Origin of the sequence: Neiella holothuriorum, assembly GCF_019457915.1 — a bacterium.
Classification (GTDB): Bacteria; Pseudomonadota; Gammaproteobacteria; order Enterobacterales; family Neiellaceae; genus Neiella; species Neiella holothuriorum.
Map to the genome: position 1 here is coordinate 1 of NZ_JAHZSS010000018.1, position 20,156 is coordinate 20,156.

The following is a 20,156-nucleotide window of genomic DNA, read 5'->3' on the forward strand; positions in this document are numbered from 1 at the left end:
TTGAGGTGGTGGCCACGGTGACCGACCAAGCGGGCAATGAATCGGCCGAAGGGTCGGATTCAGCGGTGGTTGGAGATACAACGGCGCCGAGTGCGCCGACAGTGGTGATCACTGAAGATAGTAATAACGATGGCACGCTGAGCAACAATGAGTTGAACGGCACGGTTGGGGTTACGGTGACCTTGCCAGACGATGCGGTTGCGGGTGACATTTTAACGGTGACCGGTCAAACGCCGATCACATTGACCAGCAGCCATATCAGTGATGGTGAGCTGAGCTTTGAATACGATGCGCCAGCCGATGGTGACACCATTGAGGTGGTGGCCACGGTGACCGATCAAGCGGGCAATGAATCGGCCGAAGGGTCGGATTCAGCGGTGGTTGGAGATACAACGGCGCCGAGTGCGCCGACAGTGGTGATCACTGAAGATAGTAATAACGATGGCACGCTGAGCAACAATGAGTTGAACGGCACGGTTGGGGTTACGGTGACCTTGCCAGACGATGCGGTTGCGGGTGACATTTTAACGGTGACCGGTCAAACGCCGATCACATTGACCAGCAGCCATATCAGTGATGGTGAGCTGAGCTTTGAATACGATGCGCCAGCCGATGGTGACCCCATTGAGGTGGTGGCCACGGTGACCGACCAAGCGGGCAATGAATCGGCCGAAGGGTCGGATTCAGCCTCGGTGGACACCCGAATAGGCGAAGTACCGATTGCAGGAGATGATGCTAGCTTAATCACTCAGAGCACCTACTTTGGGCATAATCACGAAGATTCGGAAGCAAATATTACATACAGCTGGGCTTCAGCTATTCGTGGCCTTTTAGCAACTGGTGACTCCGGTGTTGACGGTGAGCCTGCTATCGCAACTACGATAGGTCAATATATTGGTGTTTACAGCCCAATGGGGGATAGCAGGGAAATCGAATTTACTCCTGGTGATAATGAAAATTCCACCTCCGAATCTCTAACAGTACAGCTAGGTGGTTATGCTGATTCTGCTACCTTCACTTACGGCAACTTAAATGCCGCCGATGATGGTCAAGCTAATCAAGTGGAAACAGGTAAATGGGTTGCGCTGTTGGGTGGCGAAGAAGTCGCCAGTGGCGTGTTTACCTCCGATGGTAGTTCGGGCTCAGTGTCCATTGAACCCACCAATGATGATGGTGATTCATTGTATTTTGACTCGATTCGTTTTGAAGCATTGGAGTACGGCGCTGCGGATGGCATCGCCGATCCACTCGCTGATGGTTCAAACTCGTCAGACTATTATGTAGAGTCAATTGCCGCTGATGTGATTACAGGTGGCTTTATTACGACCGAGTCCGAACCGCTAGCGATTAGTGCGGCGACCTTATTGGCAAACGATTCCGACCCCGATGGTGACACGATCTCGATTGTTAGTGTGCAGGCAGCTGATGGTGCGACGGTGATTTACGATGCCGACAGTGGCACTATCACCTTTACACCCGCAAGCTCTTCAGAGTTGGAGGCCGGCGAGTGGGCCGAGCAAAGCTTTACTTATACCGTGACCGATGGCAATGGTAATGAAAGTACTGCGGAGGTTACGGTTGCTGTTATTGGAGAAAATGAACCAGAAGTCAGTATACAGGCCCTTGTTTTTGATGAATTACTAGAACAGCCGAATGAGCTGGATGACTTATTACCCGCTGCAGACAATGGCGCAGCGCCAGCAGATGCAGATTCGCCGCAGAGCGAAATACGGCAACCAGACGACAGTAACGTTAATGTCGATATGTAGTTATTTTTTGGGAGTTTGTTAATGAAATTTGCCAGATTGAGCGCGGTGAGTGTGCTCCTGGTGTGGGCGTGCTGCCATCACGCAATGGCGCAAACGCTACCACAGGCGGTTCAAAGCGCAGTTGAAACTCATCCACAAATGCTTGAAAGCGATCGCAAAGTACGTGAGGGCGAGCAGGTCATTCAAGAAGCCCAAGGCGGTTACTTGCCTTCGGTTGATGTCACGGCCGATTGGGGCTATCAAGTTGTTGATAACTCAACCACTCGCGCTAATGGTACCGATAGCGACACATGGAATAATGGCCGTGTGGGCTTTGAAGCCAGACAAATGTTGTTTGATGGCTTTGCCACGGGTAGCGATGTTGAGCGGACAGAAGCTTTCACTCAAGCTCGGGAACATCAGCGTCAGGCTACAGCAGAGGCTATCGCATTAGCCGCGGCGCGTGTTTACCTTGATGTGATTCGGTATCGCACGCAGCTTCAGCTAGCTTTGGAGAATCTCGAAAACCACCGCGTTATCTACAAGCAAATCAGCAGCCGTGTTGACCGTGGTGTTGGCACCATTGCTGATAAATCTCAAATCGAAAGCCGGTTGAACAATGCTGAATCGAATGTGATTGCCGCGCAAAACAACGTGCTTGATGCCGAATCTGCCTATATCCAAATTGTCGGTGAAAGCGCCCCCCGTGATTTGCTCAGCTTTCGTTTTGAAGAACGTTGGTTACCAAGCAATAAAGCCCAAGCTCATGAATTAGTGCGTAAACAAAACCCGGTGATCTTGGCTTCTAAAGCCGATATCAATGAGGCTGAAAGTCGTTACGAATACAGCAAGTCGAGCAACTACCCTGAACTTGATTTGGTTTTATATGGTGATTACGGCGACGACATCGATGGCGTGAATGGCTCAGACACAAACTACGGCGCTATGGTACAAATGCGTTGGAATTTGTTCCGTGGCGGCTCAGATAAGGCCAATCAAAAAGCCTCCGCTTATGTTGTCGAGCAGGCGCGAGCGATCAATGCTAACGCTCACCGAGAAGCAACCCAGCGCATTGATCTTGCATGGGCTGCTTATGAAATGCTGGGCAAACAGCAGGTATTTTTGGAGCGCTACGTGACCGCCTCAGAAAAAACCCGAGACGCCTATAAAAAAGAATTCAACCTAGGCAAACGTACCTTGCTCGATATGTTGGATTCAGAAAACGAACTTTTCGGTGCGCGTAATCAATATACCGATGCCCAAACAGAATACGAACAAGCGAAAGCGCGAGTGTTAGAAGCCATCGGTAGTCTCAATCGCACATTACGCTAACAACTTTAATCAACACTTAAAATCTCAATTAGGAACAAGGGAATGAAACGAACGCTAATCGCAGGAAGCATTGCTGCTTTACTTACAACAGCTGCCGTGGCGGAAGAACGTCAGGGCTATGGATATTATGTTGGTGGCCAAATTGGTCATGCGGAAATGGATTCCGACCATCGTCACGAGTCTGGTAATGAAGTATTACGCGGGACTTTATTTGGCGGTCAGTTTGGTATTCAACCCTTTTCTAATGAGCATTGGGAATTACGACTGAGAGTCGAGCAAGCCGAGCTAGATGTCGACAACATTAGCGATGATGAAACGGCTTGGTGGTACGCCATGGATGCCCTTTATAAGTTTAATAATGACTTTAACTATGTGTTCGTAGGCCCTCACTATGAAGACTTTGATAACGGCAGCCAACCAGGTGCTCATTTAGGTTTAGGTGCGCGTTATCACTTGACCGATGATTGGGCGCTGATTGGCGAAGTACAAGGCTTATTCGGCTTTGATGACAGCACCACCGACTTCATTGCGAGTGTTGGTTTGCAGTATTTCTTTGGTGCGCAAGGTAACCCTAAAGTTGCCATGGTCGATGATGATCAAGACGGCGTTGCCAATGAGATGGACAAGTGCCCAACCACTCCAATAGGGCATAGTGTTGATGCTGACGGTTGTACACAATTCTTTGAGCAAGCGATTGTTAAGCAAGTCACCATCTTATTTGCTCACGATGATGCAACCGTACCAACAACTTACTATCAAAATGTTGCTGATATAGCCGAGTTCATGGAACAGCATCCTCAGCTAAAAATCGTTGTTGAAGGCCATACCTCGCTGGTTGGTTCTACCGCTTACAACCAGAAGTTATCAGAGCGCCGAGCACAAGCCGTACGCCATTTATTGGTTGAACGCTATGGTATTGCTGCGGAGCGTGTTTCAGCGTTAGGTCATGGTGAAACGCAACCGCTAGTGACACCAGAAACAAGTACCGAAGATGCAGCCGCTAACCGCCGTATTGAAGTGGAAATGAGCGCGAATAAGCGAGTTGCTGCAACGGCATCATCTGCTAACTCGGAGTTATAACAGAAGGAATGGCCAGGCGACTGAAACACCGAGGCCGGCAATGAGCTTTATCAAGGCTCGCCGATCTGTTTCGCTACCGCAGCGCTTGGCGTTCTTCGCTGTTATTCCAATGATGTTGGTCAGCTTATTGTTGCTGGCCAACGCTCAACTCGATTTCTCAAAAGTCATCAGCGCGCTGCGAACCCATTACGGTGAGGAAGCGGGCTTGCGTGGTGAGCGCTGGCGTACCTTGATTGAAACCAATCGAGGGAAAGAAGAGCTGCAACAGCTTGAGCTGGTGAATGATTATTTTAATGGTTTTTTGTTTGCTAACGATGACGTCGTTTGGCAACAAGAAGACTACTGGGCCACGCCGGTTGAGTTTATTGGGCGTGCTGCCGGTGATTGTGAAGACTTCACCATCGCCAAGTATTACAGCCTGTTAGAAATGGGGTTTGATGCCAGCAAGTTGCGTCTGATGTATGTCAAAGCCGTGACCTATAACCAGCATCATATGGTACTCACCTACTATCCCAAACGGGGCGCCATTCCTTTGGTCCTCGACAACATCGATCCGGTAATTAAACCAGCCACTCAACGTGGTGATCTCATTCCAATTTATAGCTTTGACGCCGACTATTTGTGGCTCGCTAAAGCTCGCGGCGACGGCAAACTGGTGGGTGATTCTAGCCGACTTAGCCTGTGGCGAGATTTGCGCCAGCGTCAATCGCAATACCTGCAAGGCAGCGCACCAACGTCGCCTGGGAACACTAATTAGCATGATGAAGGAAGTGAACGAATGACATTGTATCGACAAGTACTGCTGCTGTTAGTGGTCATGACTATCGTGTCGCTCTCTGCGGTAATGATGTTGAACATCAAAAGCAGCTCTGACTCCTTGCGTGTTCAACAACAGGTTTCCATTGAAAGTGCGCTCACTGCGCTGGGTATGCGTTTGGCGCCCGTGTTACAGCCGTACGACAGAGCCTTGGCCGAGTCGACCATGCTGGCTGCTTTCGATGGTGCATTTTTCCGAAGTATCGATGTTGAGATTTATGAAAATGGTGAACACCTTCGTAAGGTCAACCAAGCACAGCCCGCAGGTGTTCCAAGCTGGTTTACGCAATTGTTTGAAATCATCCCTATGGTTGCTGAAGCGCCCATTACCACAGGCTGGAATGAAGTGGCGACGATTCGCATTGAAGGCCACCCTGGTTTTGTTCAGGCACAGCTATGGCAACTTAGCGTTCACTTAATGATGTTTTACGGCTCACTCTTTGTGATCATGAGTTTACTGACCGTGGTGGTGTTACGCGTGGTGATTAAGCGGCCGCTCACTCAAATTGAACAACAAGTGTCAGCCATTGAGCAGCGTGAATTCGGCTTCCGTATTCCACTGCCAAGAACGCGTGAGCTGCGCCAAGTCGTGAAAGCGCTGAACCATTTAACTGGAATTTTGAGCGAACAATTTAAAGCCAATACTGCGCAATTAGCCACGTTGAAAACCAGAGTCCAACAAGATCCAGAAACCAAGGTTGCTAATCGCCGTCACCTGATCAACGAACTGCAATCTCGGTTATCCGAGCAACAGCCGCAAGCGGTGGTGATGCTGTCGTTGCACGATCGTGATCGTATTCGCAAGCATTATGGCTATAAGCAGTGGCTCGATTTAATGCAGCAATCAGTGGATTCATTGCGCCAAGAATTTGATGATCAGCAGGTCATGATTGGGCGCTTATCAGAAACTGATTTTGCGGTGCTCATTCCGGTCTTACCAAAGCAAGATTTATCCGAGCCACTGGCAAAAGTGGCTCAACACATGGACTCATTGCACGCCAAAGGGACTGCACCGTTTGAATCAACTTGTGCCATCGCAGGCGTGCCGGTTGCCATTGATGACAATGTCACCGATGTTTTTACTCGCTTAGATCATGCCTTACGTGATGCCGAGCAGCAGGGCCAAAACCCTTGGTTGTGGCGGAGCGAGGATGCGGCTGCCGATAAATTGCGCTCGGGTCAGCAGTGGGTCAATTTACTGCGTCGTCGTTTACGGAAAGGTGAATTACAGCTGCGAGTACAGTCGTTGGTAGCGGAGTTGGGCGGCGCATCACTGCATGATGAAGTGTACGCGGGCATTGAAGATGAAGATGGAAAACCGCTCAATGCGGCAATTTTTGTTCCTGTGATCGAACAATTTGATCTTGGATCAGAGCTCGATCAAGCAGTCTTGCAACAAGTCCGTCAGCAAGCTGAATTTAGCTCAGGCGCTGCCGTTGCCATTAATGTCTCATTGTCATCGATTCGCGACACTCGCTTTTTGCAAGCATTGGCCGAAGTGCCGGCAGATGAACGGCAACGGGTTTACGTGGAGTTGGCGGAAGTTTACGTTGGTCGCGATCGGGCTGCTGTGGCGAGCTTTGTTGCAGTGCTGCGCTCGCTGGGGTATCGCGTTGGTATTGATAATGTTGGCGTAGCAACGGAGCAAGCGGCGGCCGATTTGGGCTACTTGAAGTCATTACGACCAGATTATCTGAAACTATCGGCCGCATTATGCCGACAGCTCGACGAGCAGAATTTAAGTGTGGTTGCCGCGGTAGCAACCACCGCGCGCAATTTAGATATTCCCGTGTATGCCACAGCGGTAGAGCAAGAGGCACAACTCAAGTCGCTGCAAGAATGCGGCGTGCAAGGGTTCCAAGGCTTTATTAACAACTAAATTAACGGTGCTTCGTCGCCACTGTCGAGCAAGGTGGAGTCGGTGCTGAACTCGCTCAAACGCGTACGGATCTGTTTCCTGTCCAGTAATTTTAGTTGAGCAGGTTCTGGCAACTCAGTGAATTGGATGAGGTTTTTCTTCACCAACAACTGCACTAAGTCTTCCAGTACCCGGATCAGTGGGGTATCGGAATCTTGCAGCAGCGACAGCATATCGGCGCCGTCACCTTGGCGCTGCAAAAAGGCCACCAGCTCCGGCGAATCTCCGGCAATGGCTTCAGGAAATTGTTCACTCGCTTCGCGAGCAATGGCGGTAATATCACCAGAGGTGTTGCGGCTCACAAAAAACATGGATGCAAAGCTTTCTTTCTGTTTAAGTTTTGTAAATCATAATGACCTTAACCGATGGTCTGGGCAACTGCTAAATGGGCTTGTTGCTGGCCAAGCTGTCAGGTTGTGAATTCACGCAAAGGAATCAACATGTCACAGGAAGGTCCACAAGACTGGAACCTTGGCGATCAGGAAAAGGCATTTCTTGATCCACTGCTCGATGCATTAACGTTTTTAAGTAAGTGGCATGGCAACCCCATCGCCCGGGACGAATTGGTTGCTGGCTTGCCGTTGGAGCACAACCGCTTAACGCCCGCGCTGTTTATTCGCGCCGCGAGTCGCGCCAGTTTATCGGCTCGCTTATTACAACAACCGTTAGAGCAGTTACACGCGGAGTTGCTACCAGCGGTACTTTTGCTGAACGATGGTAAAGCGGTCGTCATGACCAAACTCGACACCGAACAAGCCACTCTGGTGGTTTTGGAAGCCGGTGAAGGTGAAATAACGATCGCCCGTGAGCAATTACTGGCTGATTATTCCGGTTATAGCCTGTTCGTAAAACCGCAAGTTCGCTTCGACGAACGCTCGCCGCAATCGCTTAAACATCATAGTGGTCATTGGTTCTGGAGCACGCTGAAGGGCAACTGGCGGATCTATCGCGACGTGTTGGTGGCTTCATTTTTAATCAGCTTGTTTGCGCTGGCCAGCCCACTGTTTGTCATGAATGTGTACGATCGCGTGGTGCCAAACCATGCCGTTGATACCTTGTGGGTATTGGCACTTGGGGTGTGCTTGGTATTCCTATTTGATTTTGTGCTGCGGCTGATGCGCTCGCACTTTATTGATGTGGCCGGGAAAAAGTCAGAAGTGCTCATTTCTGCGAAAATCCTAGAGCGGGTGATGGGCGTAAAACTCGCTCAACGTCCGGCTTCGGTTGGTGCATTTGCTCGTCATTTGCAAGACTTTGATGCCATCCGAGATTTCGTCACATCGGCGACCATTACCGCCGTGATTGATTTGCCATTTACCTTGCTGTTTTTCGCCATCGTGGCGTTTCTTGGCGGCTGGATGGCGGTCATCCCGTTGGCGCTTGCCTTGGTGATCATTGGCTATAGCGCTTGGATCCAAAAGCCAATGCGCAAAGCCGTTGATGAGTCAGGCCGGATGTCGAGCCTAAAGAATGCGACGCTCGTTGAAGCACTATCGGGGCTTGAAACCATCAAGTTAACGGGCGCCGAAGGGCAAATGCAGCAACGTTGGGAGCAAGCCAATGGCCATATTGCGCAATGGAGTGCAGAAAGCCGCCGCCATGCTGCGTCGGTATCGGGCGTAGCAACCTTATGTGTCCAGCTCACCACGGTGTTTCTGATTATCGCCGGGGTCTATCAAATTACCGAAGGCGTGTTGTCGATGGGTGGCTTGATTGCCTGTGTGATGCTTTCTGGCCGTGCGTTACAACCCATGGCACAAGTGGCTCAATTAGCCACGCGATATAACCAAAGTCGGGCAGCATTTACCATGCTCGACCAAATCATGGCGTTACCGGTTGAGCGGCCAGACGATAAGCGTTTCCTTTATCGTGAAACCTTGCTTGGCAATATCGATATTCGCGATGTGACGTTTGCTTATCCCGAGCAACAAAATCCGGCGCTGGCGAATGTGAATTTGTCGATAAAGGCTGGCGAGCGCATCGGGATTATTGGCCGTATTGGCTCAGGCAAATCCACCCTTGGTAAGCTGATTACCGCGATGTACGAGCCACAGAAGGGCAGCATCTTGTTGGATGATGTTGATAGTCGTCAACTTAGCCCCAGTCATATCCGTCATTTGATGGGCGTGGTGCCGCAGGATGTCACACTGTTTTACGGAACCTTGCGCGAAAATCTGACCTTGGGCGTGCCATGGATCTCAGATGAGCAGGTATTGCGGGCTGCCGCATTAGCGGGGGTTGATGAGTTTGCTAGCCGCCACCCGCAAGGGCTAGATATGAGTGTTGCCGAGCGCGGCGCTAACTTGTCGGGCGGGCAACGACAGGCGGTTGTGTTGGCACGAGCGTTATTGCTCGATCCACCTATCGTTGTGCTCGATGAACCGACCGCGTCGATGGATAACACCAGCGAAGTGCGGTTAAAAGCTAAATTGCAGGATGTAATGAAAGGCAAAACCCTAGTGCTCATTACCCATAAAGCGTCGATGCTGGCTTTGGTCGATAGATTGGTGGTGATTGAACAAGGTCGTATCGTAGCCGATGGCCCGAAAAAATCGGTTCAGGAAGCGTTACGTTCTGGCCGTCTACAGGTGGATCGCGAAGCATGAATAAGCCAACAGAACGTTATTCACCCCAACAACTCGAAATGATGCCCGATCGCGCCGCTGCCGCTTTACTGAATTCGCCAACTGGCGCCCGCCAAATGGTGTGGGCATCGTTAGCGTTTGTGATTGTGGCCATTGTCTGGGCTGCGTTTGCTGAAGTTGACGAAGTGTCCGTCGGGATGGGCAAAGTGATCCCATCGCAACACCTGCAAGTTATCCAAAACCTTGAAGGTGGTATTGTTGACGAAATCTTTATTACCGAAGGGCAGGCGGTCTCCGCTGGTGAGCCTTTGTTGCGCTTGGATGACACACAATTTCGCTCGGACTTCCGAGAAAAGAATCAAGCTTACGACAACCACCGCGTGGTGATTGCCAGATTAAAAGATGAAATCGCTTCGGCCGCGGTGGTTGCCGATGGTTCACTGGGCACCGATAGCGCGTCGTCATTGAGTGAAGAAAACTTAGAGCGACTGGCCGAAGAACTGCCTGAGCTGGTAACTCGCGAAAAGGTGGTACTTGGAGGCCGTTTGAACGGCATGCTAAGCGCATTGGAAGTGGTGGACGAACAATACGCGCAATCGGAAAGTGATTTAGAAGCTCTGCAAGGCAAGTTGGATAGTCTCAAAATGAGCTATAGCCTGTCTCAGCAGGAAGTTGCGCTGATGAAGCCGCTGGTCGAAGAAGGCGTGGTATCGCAAATTGAATTTCTGCAAAAATTGCGCGAGGAAAATAACTTAAAAGGCGATATGAATGCCGCTCGCTTAGCCATTCCAAAAGCCGAAAAGGCGATGAATGAATCGTTGGAAAAACGGCAAGAGCTCGCTTCTAAATTCCGTTCAGAATCACTGCGAGAGCTCAGTAAAATCGAAGCCGAGCTGCGCCAGTTGCAAGAAAGTCGTGTTGGTTTGCAAGATAAAGTGGTGCGCACCTTAGTCCGTTCACCGGTGAACGGCACGATTCAAACCCTCAATATTAATACCGTGGGCGGGGTGGTTCAGCCGGGCATGAATCTGGTTGAAATTGTACCTATTGATGGCCGTTTGTTAGTTGAAGCGCGCATTAAGCCAGAAGATATTGCCTTTATTCGCAATGGCTTGGATGCCTTGGTTAAATTTACTGCTTATGACTTTGCTATTTACGGTGGCCTGACGGGTAAAGTTGTTCATGTAAGCCCGGATACCATCGTAGATGAAGAGGGCGTGAGTTATTACCTGGTGCGCGTGGAAACCGATAAGAGCTTCTTGGGGCAAGAAGCGCAGCCTTTGCCAATTATCACCGGCATGATGACGTCGGTGGACATTATGACCGGTAAAAAATCAGTTTTGGATTACCTGCTTAAACCAATTACACGTGCCAGAGCGAATGCGTTAAGAGAGCGCTAGCGGCTTATTTGTTTTGGCTTGAATGAACTCATAAAGCACAATATCGAACTAGTCTTTACCTAAGGCCTTGGGTTGTTTACCGCAAGGTTGAAATTCAATGGTGCTCCTAATGCGATTAGTTTGTTCTGCCTCAGCCAAAAGAACAGGCAGGGCAAGCGCTGGCGAATAACCAAAGCAGGAAACAAGGCATTGAGCGGTGTTATTGCGCTCCGTTGCCGTTTGGAGCTAACAGTCGCACACAGATTACAAAGCTAGAAACAAGTCGGTCATAAAAAAGGAATGGAAATGAACAAAGTTATTTTAATTATTTTGGCAATTTTACTTCCTCCAGTCGCTGTAGTTTTGAAGGACGGGGTCGGTAAACACTTACTTATAAATATTGTCTTGTGCCTGCTCTTCTTCTTGCCGGGCGTTGTACACGCCATTTGGTTGGTCACCAAGTCATAACGATTTCCATAAAAAAAGCGCCTAAGGGCGCTTTTTTCGTCATGAGCTTGATGACTGGTTCGTGATTAATGATTGTGACCACAACCGCCTGGGCCGTGCACGTGGCCGTGAGATAGTTCGTCGGCTGTGGCATCGCGCACTTCCACAATTTCCACATCAAAGGTCAGATCCATGCCTGCCAGAGGATGATTACCATCAACAATCACTTCCTCGTCCGTCACGTCCAACACGATGACAGATTGCTCACCTTCATCGGTGGTGGCGCGGAATTGCATGCCTTGCTTGACTTCATTATCGCCAAACATATCTTTTGGCACTGCCTGCATTAGGTTTTCGTTACGCGGACCATAGGCTTTGTCAGATTCCACCTCAACACTAAATGTTTCACCAGCACTGTGGCCCATCAAGGCTTCTTCTAAACCATCAATTAACTGCTTATGGCCGCAAATAATTTGCAACGGTTCGCCATCGAGCGATGAGTCGAGCAGGGTGTCTTGGGCGTGAACGGAGTAGTGCATGACAACAACTTTGTCTTGGGCCACTTGCATTGGTATTTCCTTGTTTGGCAATGGGTGAGCCTATATACCTACCAAGCGGTAATCTCGCGGCTCAATTTCAATAATCGGCTAACGGTCAGTCTACTCTGAACTTAACCGAGATTCATAGGGTTCTAAACGACTGCGGTAAAGATTCATGATGATAAGCCGCGTTTGCATCGGAAAATCGGTGAATACGCCATCCACACCTAGGGTTTGCAAGTACTGCGCAAGCCAATGCTGGTATGAGTCGGCCCACGGCGGTAAATCATCGGCTCTAAACGTATAGGGGTGAACGACTAACCCCAATTGTTGAGCATGTTTCAACAATGTTGAGGCTTGCTGTTGATCATTAATCACTTGAGGCCACCAAGGGCCAATACCATCGGCATAACTGGCAACATGCTTTAAACCGTCAGCGGTTTTTAGCCAGTCGTAATCCGTATCACTTTCGCGCCAGGCGTTTTCAGCAATCAATTGCACAAGTTTTAAGTCCGATCCCAACTCCGTGCGAATACGCAATGTTTCCTTAGCATCAAAACATTGTAGATAAGCTCCGTGGCTTCGTTTGCTATAGCCAAAGTCGGCCAGAGTTTTGAGGACGATAGCGCTAATGTCTTGCCCCTGTGCACGGTGCCACGCTGGCGCTTTGATTTCAGGGTAAATCCCTACATTGGTCGTGGTACTCTTATTGAGCCCTTGGATCAGCGTAATTTGTTCCGCCAATGTGGGGATACGTAAGCCAATGTGCTGGACCGGAAAGCGCTGAGGGTAAACCGGCTGACCGGTTTTAGTTTTGATGCGTTCATGAAGTTCAAGCGTTTTTAGCTCTGCTAAATCAAAATCAATGGCGTAGTAACGACCGTCTGGACGTGCGCGTTTGGGAAATATTTCAGCCACATTTGTGGTGGTATCCAGCTCAATGTCATGCAGCACAATTGGCACACCATCGCGGCTTAGGACCACATCTTGTTCAATGTAATCTGCGCCACTCGCGTGGGCGTAGGCTGTCGCCACCAAAGAGTGTTCCGGTAGTTGGCCAGAAGCGCCGCGGTGAGCAATGACATCAGCGGCAAAGCAAGGGGCTAGCAATGTTAACCAAGCGAGTATTAGCAATCGAATAGAAAACTTCATGGGGTACTCTAGTTGTTCAAATGATAGTTGTTCAAATGATGCGGTGCAGTCGCCAAGGATATGGCAATCATATGACTATTTTGCGAATCCCCCATACTCCGAGATCGAAATAACAATATAGCGACAATGAACGTCAGAAGTTTGAATGTCAGCGAATTAACTCCCTTGCGATGATGCCCTGCATGACCAAGCACAACGCGATGGCATCAGGATGATGACTAACATGCGCAAGCCAGTTTATTTCACGATTGAGCAGACTTGGAGCGAATAAGCATAAAAATTGGCGCTAACTGCCGATTTTTGCGGCGTGCTTTGTTACCATTGCACGCTTTGAACACATCAGCACCGGAGAAATTATGGCTGAGTATACAACCGACGAGCAAAAAGCCAGCTATGGCGTTGGCCGTCAAATGGGTGATCAACTCGCGCAACAAGCGTTTGAAGGCGTAGATATTGCCGCGGTTCAACAAGGTTTAGCAGACTCACTGCGAGGTGAAGAATTTGCTGTTCCTGCTGATCAGATTAATGCTGCGTTTGCCGTGATCCAAGAGCGCATGCAAGAGCTTGAAAAAACCAAGCACGCTTCTGTGATCAAAGAAGGCGAAGTCTTCCTGAGTGACAATGCTGCTAAAGATGGCGTTGAAGTAACTGAGTCAGGCCTTCAATACGAAGTATTGACTGCGGGTGACGGTGCGCAACCAACATCTGGCGACAAAGTGAACGTTCACTATCACGGTACACTGATTGACGGCACTGTTTTTGACAGCTCTGTTGCGCGTGGTGAGCCGATTTCTTTCCCTGTAACTGGTGTGATTCCAGGTTGGGTAGAAGCACTTCAGCTGATGACTGTTGGTTCTAAATGGCGTCTGACCATCCCGCACAACTTGGCGTATGGTGAGCAAGGTGCCGGTGGTGCAATTCCTCCATATTCAGTTCTAGTGTTTGAAGTAGAGTTGCTTGGTATCGAGTAATTCTGATACAAATCAGAACGAAGAAAACAGGGCCTATTGGCCCTGTTTTTGTTTGTGGCCAACATGTGCAGTCAACAATAATCAGCGGGAGCAATAATGGAATTTAATTGTGTGGTGCGGCAAAGCGCCGAAGATTTTGATGCCGTAGTGATTTGGCTACATGGCTTGGGCGCCAGTGGTGATGATTTCGTACCTGTATTGCCTCACCTAGGTTTACCAGCTAACGCGAAGATCCGTTTTGTGTTCCCCAATGCGCCACAAATACCGGTAACCATTAATGCTGGTTACGTGATGCCTGCTTGGTATGACATTACTAGTATGGGCGAGAAGCGTGAGTTTAACCTTGGTCAGCTACTAGCATCGGCCGACATGCTCAAGCAGCTTATCGATTTGCACCTTGAGGCGGGTATCGATTCCAAGCGAATTTTATTGGCTGGCTTTTCCCAAGGTGGTGCAGTGGCCTACCAAACAGCTTTAGCATACCCCAAACCTTTGGCTGGACTACTAGCGCTATCAACCTATTTTCCAAGTGCCGAGCGAATGATTGTTAACGATGCTAATCGTTCTATGCCAATCGAAGTACATCATGGCAACGGTGACGAAGTTGTTGTGCCAGCAATGGCGCAAGCTGCCATTAATGACTTGCAACGGCTAGGCTTGAGCACAACCGTCAAGCACTACGATATGGCGCACGAGGTGTGTTTACCGCAGATCAAAGATATTGGTCGATTTATTATCGATCAGTTGAAGTTGAGCTAGGCGGCTCTTCCTCTTGATTCAGCTGGAGTTTGTTCGCTAATGGCTCCAGCGCACTGCCCTGTAAAACTACCGAGAACAGCACCACAAAGAACACCATGTAAACCATGGTCAGGCTATGTTCGACGCCAGCAGCTGCTGGGATTAGGGCAAACACAATCGGGGTGGCGCCTTTTAACCCTATAGCAGAGATAAAGGCACGCTTCTGCCAACTGGCTTTGCGAAACGGCAAGTAACACAATTGAACTGCAATTGGCCGGGCGATGAACATCAGCAGTATGGCGGCGAGGGTGGCTTGCCAAAACACCGGTAGCAATTCCAGCGGAAATATTTGCAGGCCTAGCACAATGAACATCAGAGACTGTGCCAGCCAGCTTAAGCTATTAAAGAAGTGACGACTCACTTCCATGCCGCGCTCCACGCTATTGCCAATTACCACACCAGCTACGTAAGACGCTAGCAGGATATTTCCCCCCGCAAACTCGGCACTATATGTCGCCAAGACAAAGACCGCCAGAATAAATACGGGGATAAGCCCCCACTCTTGCAGGTGGATATAATTCAGTAACAAGCTGGCTACTTTGGCCACCACAAATGCCACCACCAAGGCGACACCAATTTGCATCACTAAGGTCATGGTCAGTTCAGAGAGGGCGAGACTAGCTTCTGATGATAGGGTCAACTGGGTTAAAACCATCACCATCAACAGGGCTACTGGATCGTTGGTGGCCGACTCAAACTCCAACACAGTGGCGGTATTTTGTTTGAGCTTGAGCTTCTTCGATTCGAGAATGGAAAACACTGCTGCAGCATCAGTGGACGAGACGACGGCAGCGAACAATAAACAGTGCAGAAACGAGAAATCAAACAGCCAGTACATGCACAAGGCCAATGCGACGGAGGTAACAACAACTCCAAGCGATGACAAGGTTCCGCCTTCTTTGTAGGCGACTTTGATGTTTGCAGTACTGGTATTTAGGCCGCCCACAAATACGATGACGTTAAGCGCAACCGCGCCGATCTCTGAGGTCAGATCTAAATCGTCATAGACAAATCCGTACTCGCCATTGCCCAGTGCTAAGCCAACGCCCATGAAGATTAGTAGCGATGGTATCCCCAATGTTCGCGATGGGTGGTGGAGTAAGATGCCAATAGCGATTAACGCGGCAAAGCCCAGTAACGCAATCTCAAATGTCAAAACAACACTCCTTGTACAGTATAAAGAGGAATTATAGGGGGGTTATTTGTCAGCTGTATCACTTGCCGAGCCTTCTGGTGGATAGTCCAAGCTATCGTCATAGTCATCTCTGTGACTGGCAGGAAAGTCTGGAAAGGGCAACTTACCTGTTTGACGCCAGTTGTGGATGGTTTGTTCAGCAGTTGCTTTTCGCGATTGATTAAGTTGTTCTGCTCGGCCTAAAAATTCTCGTTGCGAGGCATAGGCAAATCCGGAGCCTGCTTTTTCCACTAATTCGCCGATGCGAAGCAGAATGTCTTCACGAATGGCTAGAAAAGTATCGTAGTCTTTACAGCGCAAATAGCACTGCAACTCAATATGATGGGAATAATTACCAAAACCGGAAAATCTAACACGCTGACGCTCATCGTCGACCTTTGGGTGGCGGTGTAGTAAATCTCGCAAGCTCGCGAGAAGAAAGCGCAGTTGCTCAATGCTGGTGTCGTATCTGATCCGCAACACAGACTCCATACGGCGCATGTCCCGTTTTTCTAAATTATCCAACTCCATTTGGGCAAATTCGGAATTGGGGATCGTTACCAATGAGCGCTCAAGGGTGCGTATTTTAGTTGAACGCAAGCCGATGTGCTCGATCACGCCAACCTTGTCGCCATAACGGCAAAACTCACCCACTTTTACTCCGCCATCGGCATACAAGGTTAAGCCGTTCACCATGTTTTCCAGCAACGGCCGAATGGCGAGAGCCACGGCTAGACCACCGATACTTAAACCTGCGATTAACGGAGAAATTGAGTAACCAAGAAATTCAGCCGCGTAAATGGCGATTAGGGTTACCAGAACGCCACCTAGGATACGGAATAGAACTCTGACCAACGAATAGTCGAGGCTTTCTTGAGCGCGTTCAGAATTGTCATTGCTTGTGTCAGTCGTTCCCTGGTGAGCTAACGCTACACCGAGCCGGCCAACCGTAATAATGGTTAGCCAAGCGGCCACCGCAAAAACGATTGTCCAAAGGGCAAAAGATACGATTTCATATACTTCACCGAATAAGAAAACCCCGTATACAACGAAATCACGAACCGCCAAAATGAGCAGGATGATGCTCAATAAAGCCAAGGGCGAGCCAAATTTAAACCATGCATTTTTCCCTTCTGCCCAGCTATCCCACTTTGCACCTATTCGGACGAACTGTTGGCCAATTAAAACTGATAACGTCGCGGTCATGAACAGCGCCAGCCATTGCCACACAGCGGTTGACCATTTCACGTGTTTGGTCCATTCAGGAAGTGCATGAATCCAGGCGCGCGGAATATATCGACCGGGGCTAACCCAGAATTGTTGTAATAGGTTTTCCGCCGCACCTTGCTTATATGGCAGGTGTTGAACCTGCTCGTAATAAGTCTCGAGGTTCTTGATGGTATCTGAAGAAAACAAAAACTGGCCGGATAGTGGCCCTTCGGTGATTTTGCTTATTGTTATCTGGGTTTTTGGAATGCGCCAACGGAGTAATTCGGGCTGTGCGTTAACTTCGCTATTTCCGGGGATTTGTGCCGAGGGAGGCAACGGAATTCTATCTAGGATCTCCTTTAGATAGATTATACTCTCAAGCACTTTGATGCGCCGGGTACGGATTTTTATATTGGAAAGATCCATGGTCTGAGAGGCTAGCAATGCCGGCTGTGGGTTGGTGTTCCCTTCTTCTTTCCAAGTTTGTACCGCAAAATCCGAGTAACGTAAAAAGCTGGCCAATGTTTCGCGCGGAGAAGATGTGTCGGCTGGCCGCAATGGTGATGCTTTGAGTTCATCTATGGTGCCTACGGGGGCAACTTCGGTGGCGTGAGCAGCGAGTTGTAAACAGCTTAAGACAATGATTAGCAGCCTACGAAAGTAAGATGGCATCCTAACCTCACCTATCAATAGTGAAGAGAATTAGTTGAGTTTAGTAAGGTTAGCCCATTGGAGTGATTTTTCCTTTATTGTCGAAAATTCAATTAGTAGGCGACACGTTGGGGCAAAAAAGAAAGGAGCTTTCGCTCCTTTCTTTATGGTGAGTTTATTAATGGTTAGATTGATCGTTGTGGCGGGTTAGTTTTTCCCAGCCCAAACAACCACGGCGGTATCGTCTCCCTTAGTGCGCTTGAAGGCATAAGGGGCATCACTAATTTTCTGGTGGCTACCGGCACCAATGGCCTCATGGCGCTTGCGGAATTGAGCGATTTTTTGCCAATGGGCCAATAGCTCGGCACGTTTTCCCGTCATCTGATTCCAATTCATGTCAGAGCGAGTACCTTGGTGTGGATCGCTACCGGTAGGGCCAAACTCACGGGCACTTTCGTCGCCGTAATAGACTTGCACCGCGCCCGGCAATAACAGTAGCGGAGCCGCAATCGCTTGCTGTTGTCGCAAGGTCTTGCTGTGGCTACCAAAGAACAACTTAGTATCGTGCGAAGAAATGTAACTCAGTACGTTAAAGCTTGGGTCTTGGTTGATGGCTTTGGCGTATTGACTGAATAGGGTGTCAGCGTCAGCCAAGCAAGCCATGGCTTTGGTTGCTTCTTCGTTCTGGAAATCGAAGTTGATAACAGAATCAAACCCGGCGTCAAAGTAGTTGCTGCGCGTGATGCCGTGAGCCCATACTTCACCGGTCATCCAAAAAGGTGCATCGTCTAAAGCCTTTTCTGGGTTGGCTTGTTTCCAGTTGGCCAATGCCTGTGTTGCTTGTTCTTTGAGTGCTTGCCAAGCCTCTAATTCGACGTGCTTGGCGGTATCAATGCGGAAACCATCAATGCCGTACTCTTCTACCCAATCGGTTAACCAGTGAACGAGGTAATCTCGAACGGTATAGCCTTCAATACTAACGGCGTTGGTATCGGGCTTGTTGCGAAAGAACACCGGTAGATCAACAATTTCGGTCGATTCTGTTTTGAAATCAGGTAAGTACGCGAGCGATTTGGTGCGTTCATCGTAACCAGGGTTGTCATAGTCCGCGATGTCGGTACGGATCCACTGCTTACCCCACCAGTTCATCCAGTTGCTATGCGTGAAGTCAACGGTATGGTTGAAGTCATGCCAACTTTGGTGAGACTTGGGTTGCCAATCGGTCCAATTGTCGGTGCCAAGCAATGTTGAAACGCTTTGGTTTTTGTCGTAAAAACCGCCAAAATCATACTGCTGCATGTCAGCCAAGGTGGCGTAACCAGTGTGATTCATCACCACGTCAAAAATAACCCGAATACCGCGTTGATGGGCAGAATCAACAAAGGTGCGTAAGTCATCTTCAGTGCCCATGTTGGCGTCGAGCTTGGTAAAATCAAGTGCGTAGTAGCCGTGGTATGCATAGTGTTTAAAGTCACCGCTATTACCGCCGCCAACCCAACCATGAATCTGCTCATACGGCGCAGTGATCCAAATGGCGGTCATGCCAAGATCTGCAATGTAATCGAGTTTTTCCGTTAGCCCTTTTAAGTCACCACCGTGGAAGGTGCCGATTTCCTTTTCGCCATCGCTCATTCGGCCGTAGCTATTGTCATTGCTCGCATCGCCGTTATAAAAACGATCCGTCATAACAAAGTAGACCGAGGCATTATCCCAACTAAAAGCGCTTGCTTGGTGATCGGCTTTTTCCAGTAAGAGTAAGCCGTCGCTGTTAGGGGCGGGGGTCATAGTCAATTTGCCATGTTGCACCGCAGCCAACTGACCGGAATAGAAATCTCGAACCGTCTCTCCATCCGTAAACGCTTGGCTGACATCGATGGTGACAGCAGAGCCATCCCATGAGGGGCAAACCTGAGGTTTAGCGGCCGCGATGGGTAAGGTTGCTTTAGGCGTTAGACTGATGCGCAATTGCGCTGGCGTTTGCGTGGTGTCCAGCGCAATACGGTAGGACGCTTGACGAAATACTTTCAGTTCAAAGGCGGCTTCATCTGCGCACGCATTGGTCGTGTAATCACGATTCAGTTTTAAGCGGTCTTTGGTCACCGCACCAAATCGACTGCCACATTGATTGTCACTGTTGGCGATTTGAAATTGGTGCTGGCCTTTTGCCAATGTGATATCAATTTGATGGACACCGTTATCGAGTATCAGCGGATCATTGGTGTTCCAGTTGTTCATGGAGCCTTTTAAATAGAGCACATCTGACGGATGCAAACCGGAACAGGCGGACATGGCAGCAAATGTGAGGAATAGCCCTAGCAAGCGGAAAATTTGCATGGTGGGTCTCGTTTTTTATGTTG

The 20,156-nt window shown here is 49.3% G+C and carries 16 protein-coding genes; 10 read left to right on the plus strand and 6 right to left on the minus strand.

Annotated features, from left to right (window positions below; all coding sequences use genetic code 11):
- The 5 genes from K0504_RS13565 to K0504_RS13585 all read left to right on the plus strand — a co-directional run.
- Nucleotides 1–1,769, plus strand: a 1,769-nt coding sequence (locus K0504_RS13565; RefSeq protein ID WP_220104698.1) for an Ig-like domain-containing protein, incomplete at its 5' end; no start/stop codon positions are given.
- A 21-nt stretch (nt 1,770–1,790) separates the two neighbouring features.
- A complete protein-coding gene (locus K0504_RS13570) occupies nt 1,791–3,080 on the plus strand; it encodes a TolC family outer membrane protein (protein WP_220104699.1) in 1,290 nt (429 codons plus the stop codon).
- A gap of 42 nt (nt 3,081–3,122) precedes the next feature.
- Nucleotides 3,123–4,160, plus strand: coding sequence for an OmpA family protein (locus K0504_RS13575; protein WP_220104700.1), 1,038 nt, complete (start codon nt 3,123–3,125; stop codon nt 4,158–4,160).
- 40 nt (nt 4,161–4,200) lie between these two features.
- Nucleotides 4,201–4,917: a transglutaminase-like cysteine peptidase gene (locus K0504_RS13580; protein WP_220104701.1), complete on the plus strand. Its 717-nt coding sequence runs from the start codon at nt 4,201–4,203 to the stop codon at nt 4,915–4,917.
- A 21-nt stretch (nt 4,918–4,938) separates the two neighbouring features.
- Nucleotides 4,939–6,855, plus strand: a complete 1,917-nt coding sequence (locus K0504_RS13585; RefSeq protein ID WP_220104702.1) for an EAL domain-containing protein — start codon at nt 4,939–4,941, stop codon at nt 6,853–6,855.
- Here the strand turns inward: K0504_RS13585 and K0504_RS13590 are convergent.
- Nucleotides 6,852–7,205, minus strand: a complete 354-nt coding sequence (locus K0504_RS13590; protein WP_220104703.1) for a hypothetical protein — start codon at nt 7,203–7,205, stop codon at nt 6,852–6,854. The two genes, K0504_RS13585 and K0504_RS13590, sit on opposite strands and share 4 nt — an antisense overlap.
- 129 nt (nt 7,206–7,334) lie before the next feature.
- On the opposite strand from K0504_RS13590, the gene K0504_RS13595 reads away from it, so the two are divergent.
- The 3 genes from K0504_RS13595 (at nt 7,335) to K0504_RS13605 (ending at nt 11,326) form a co-directional block, all read left to right on the plus strand.
- Nucleotides 7,335–9,500, plus strand: a complete 2,166-nt coding sequence (locus K0504_RS13595) for a type I secretion system permease/ATPase (protein WP_220104704.1) — start codon at nt 7,335–7,337, stop codon at nt 9,498–9,500.
- Nucleotides 9,497–10,879, plus strand: a complete 1,383-nt coding sequence (locus K0504_RS13600) for an HlyD family type I secretion periplasmic adaptor subunit (protein WP_220104705.1) — start codon at nt 9,497–9,499, stop codon at nt 10,877–10,879. Before K0504_RS13595 ends, K0504_RS13600 begins: the two co-directional genes overlap by 4 nt.
- 279 nt (nt 10,880–11,158) lie before the next feature.
- Nucleotides 11,159–11,326: a YqaE/Pmp3 family membrane protein gene (locus K0504_RS13605; protein ID WP_220104706.1), complete on the plus strand. Its 168-nt coding sequence runs from the start codon at nt 11,159–11,161 to the stop codon at nt 11,324–11,326.
- A gap of 65 nt (nt 11,327–11,391) precedes the next feature.
- On the opposite strand, the gene K0504_RS13610 is transcribed toward K0504_RS13605, so the two are convergent.
- Entirely contained in the window at nt 11,392–11,874 is a 483-nt protein-coding gene (locus tag K0504_RS13610; RefSeq protein WP_220104707.1) for an FKBP-type peptidyl-prolyl cis-trans isomerase, read from the minus strand.
- A 90-nt stretch (nt 11,875–11,964) separates the two neighbouring features.
- A complete protein-coding gene (gene glpQ, locus K0504_RS13615; protein ID WP_220104708.1) occupies nt 11,965–12,996 on the minus strand; it encodes a glycerophosphodiester phosphodiesterase in 1,032 nt (343 codons plus the stop codon).
- 356 nt (nt 12,997–13,352) lie between these two features.
- Between glpQ and K0504_RS13620 the strand changes: the two genes are divergently transcribed.
- Together K0504_RS13620 and K0504_RS13625 are read left to right on the plus strand one after the other, a co-directional pair.
- Nucleotides 13,353–13,967 carry an FKBP-type peptidyl-prolyl cis-trans isomerase gene (locus tag K0504_RS13620; protein ID WP_220104709.1) on the plus strand — a complete coding sequence of 205 codons (615 nt, stop codon included), beginning with the start codon at nt 13,353–13,355 and terminating at the stop codon, nt 13,965–13,967.
- Nucleotides 13,968–14,063: 96 nt separating this feature from the next.
- Nucleotides 14,064–14,726 (plus strand): alpha/beta hydrolase, encoded by a 663-nt coding sequence (locus K0504_RS13625; RefSeq protein ID WP_220104710.1) that lies wholly within the window; start codon nt 14,064–14,066, stop codon nt 14,724–14,726.
- On the opposite strand, the gene K0504_RS13630 is transcribed toward K0504_RS13625, so the two are convergent.
- The 3 genes from K0504_RS13630 to K0504_RS13640 all read right to left on the minus strand — a co-directional run bounded on the left by K0504_RS13630 (nt 14,701) and on the right by K0504_RS13640 (nt 20,133).
- Entirely contained in the window at nt 14,701–15,921 is a 1,221-nt protein-coding gene (locus K0504_RS13630; RefSeq protein ID WP_220104711.1) for a potassium/proton antiporter, read from the minus strand. The two genes, K0504_RS13625 and K0504_RS13630, sit on opposite strands and share 26 nt — an antisense overlap.
- Nucleotides 15,922–15,963: 42 nt before the next feature.
- On the minus strand, nt 15,964–17,820 hold the full coding sequence (locus K0504_RS13635; protein WP_220104712.1) for a mechanosensitive ion channel family protein: 1,857 nt from the start codon (nt 17,818–17,820) through the stop codon (nt 15,964–15,966).
- 186 nt (nt 17,821–18,006) lie between these two features.
- A complete protein-coding gene (locus K0504_RS13640; RefSeq protein ID WP_220104713.1) occupies nt 18,007–20,133 on the minus strand; it encodes an alpha-amylase in 2,127 nt (708 codons plus the stop codon).
- Nucleotides 20,134–20,156: the final 23 nt, after the last annotated feature.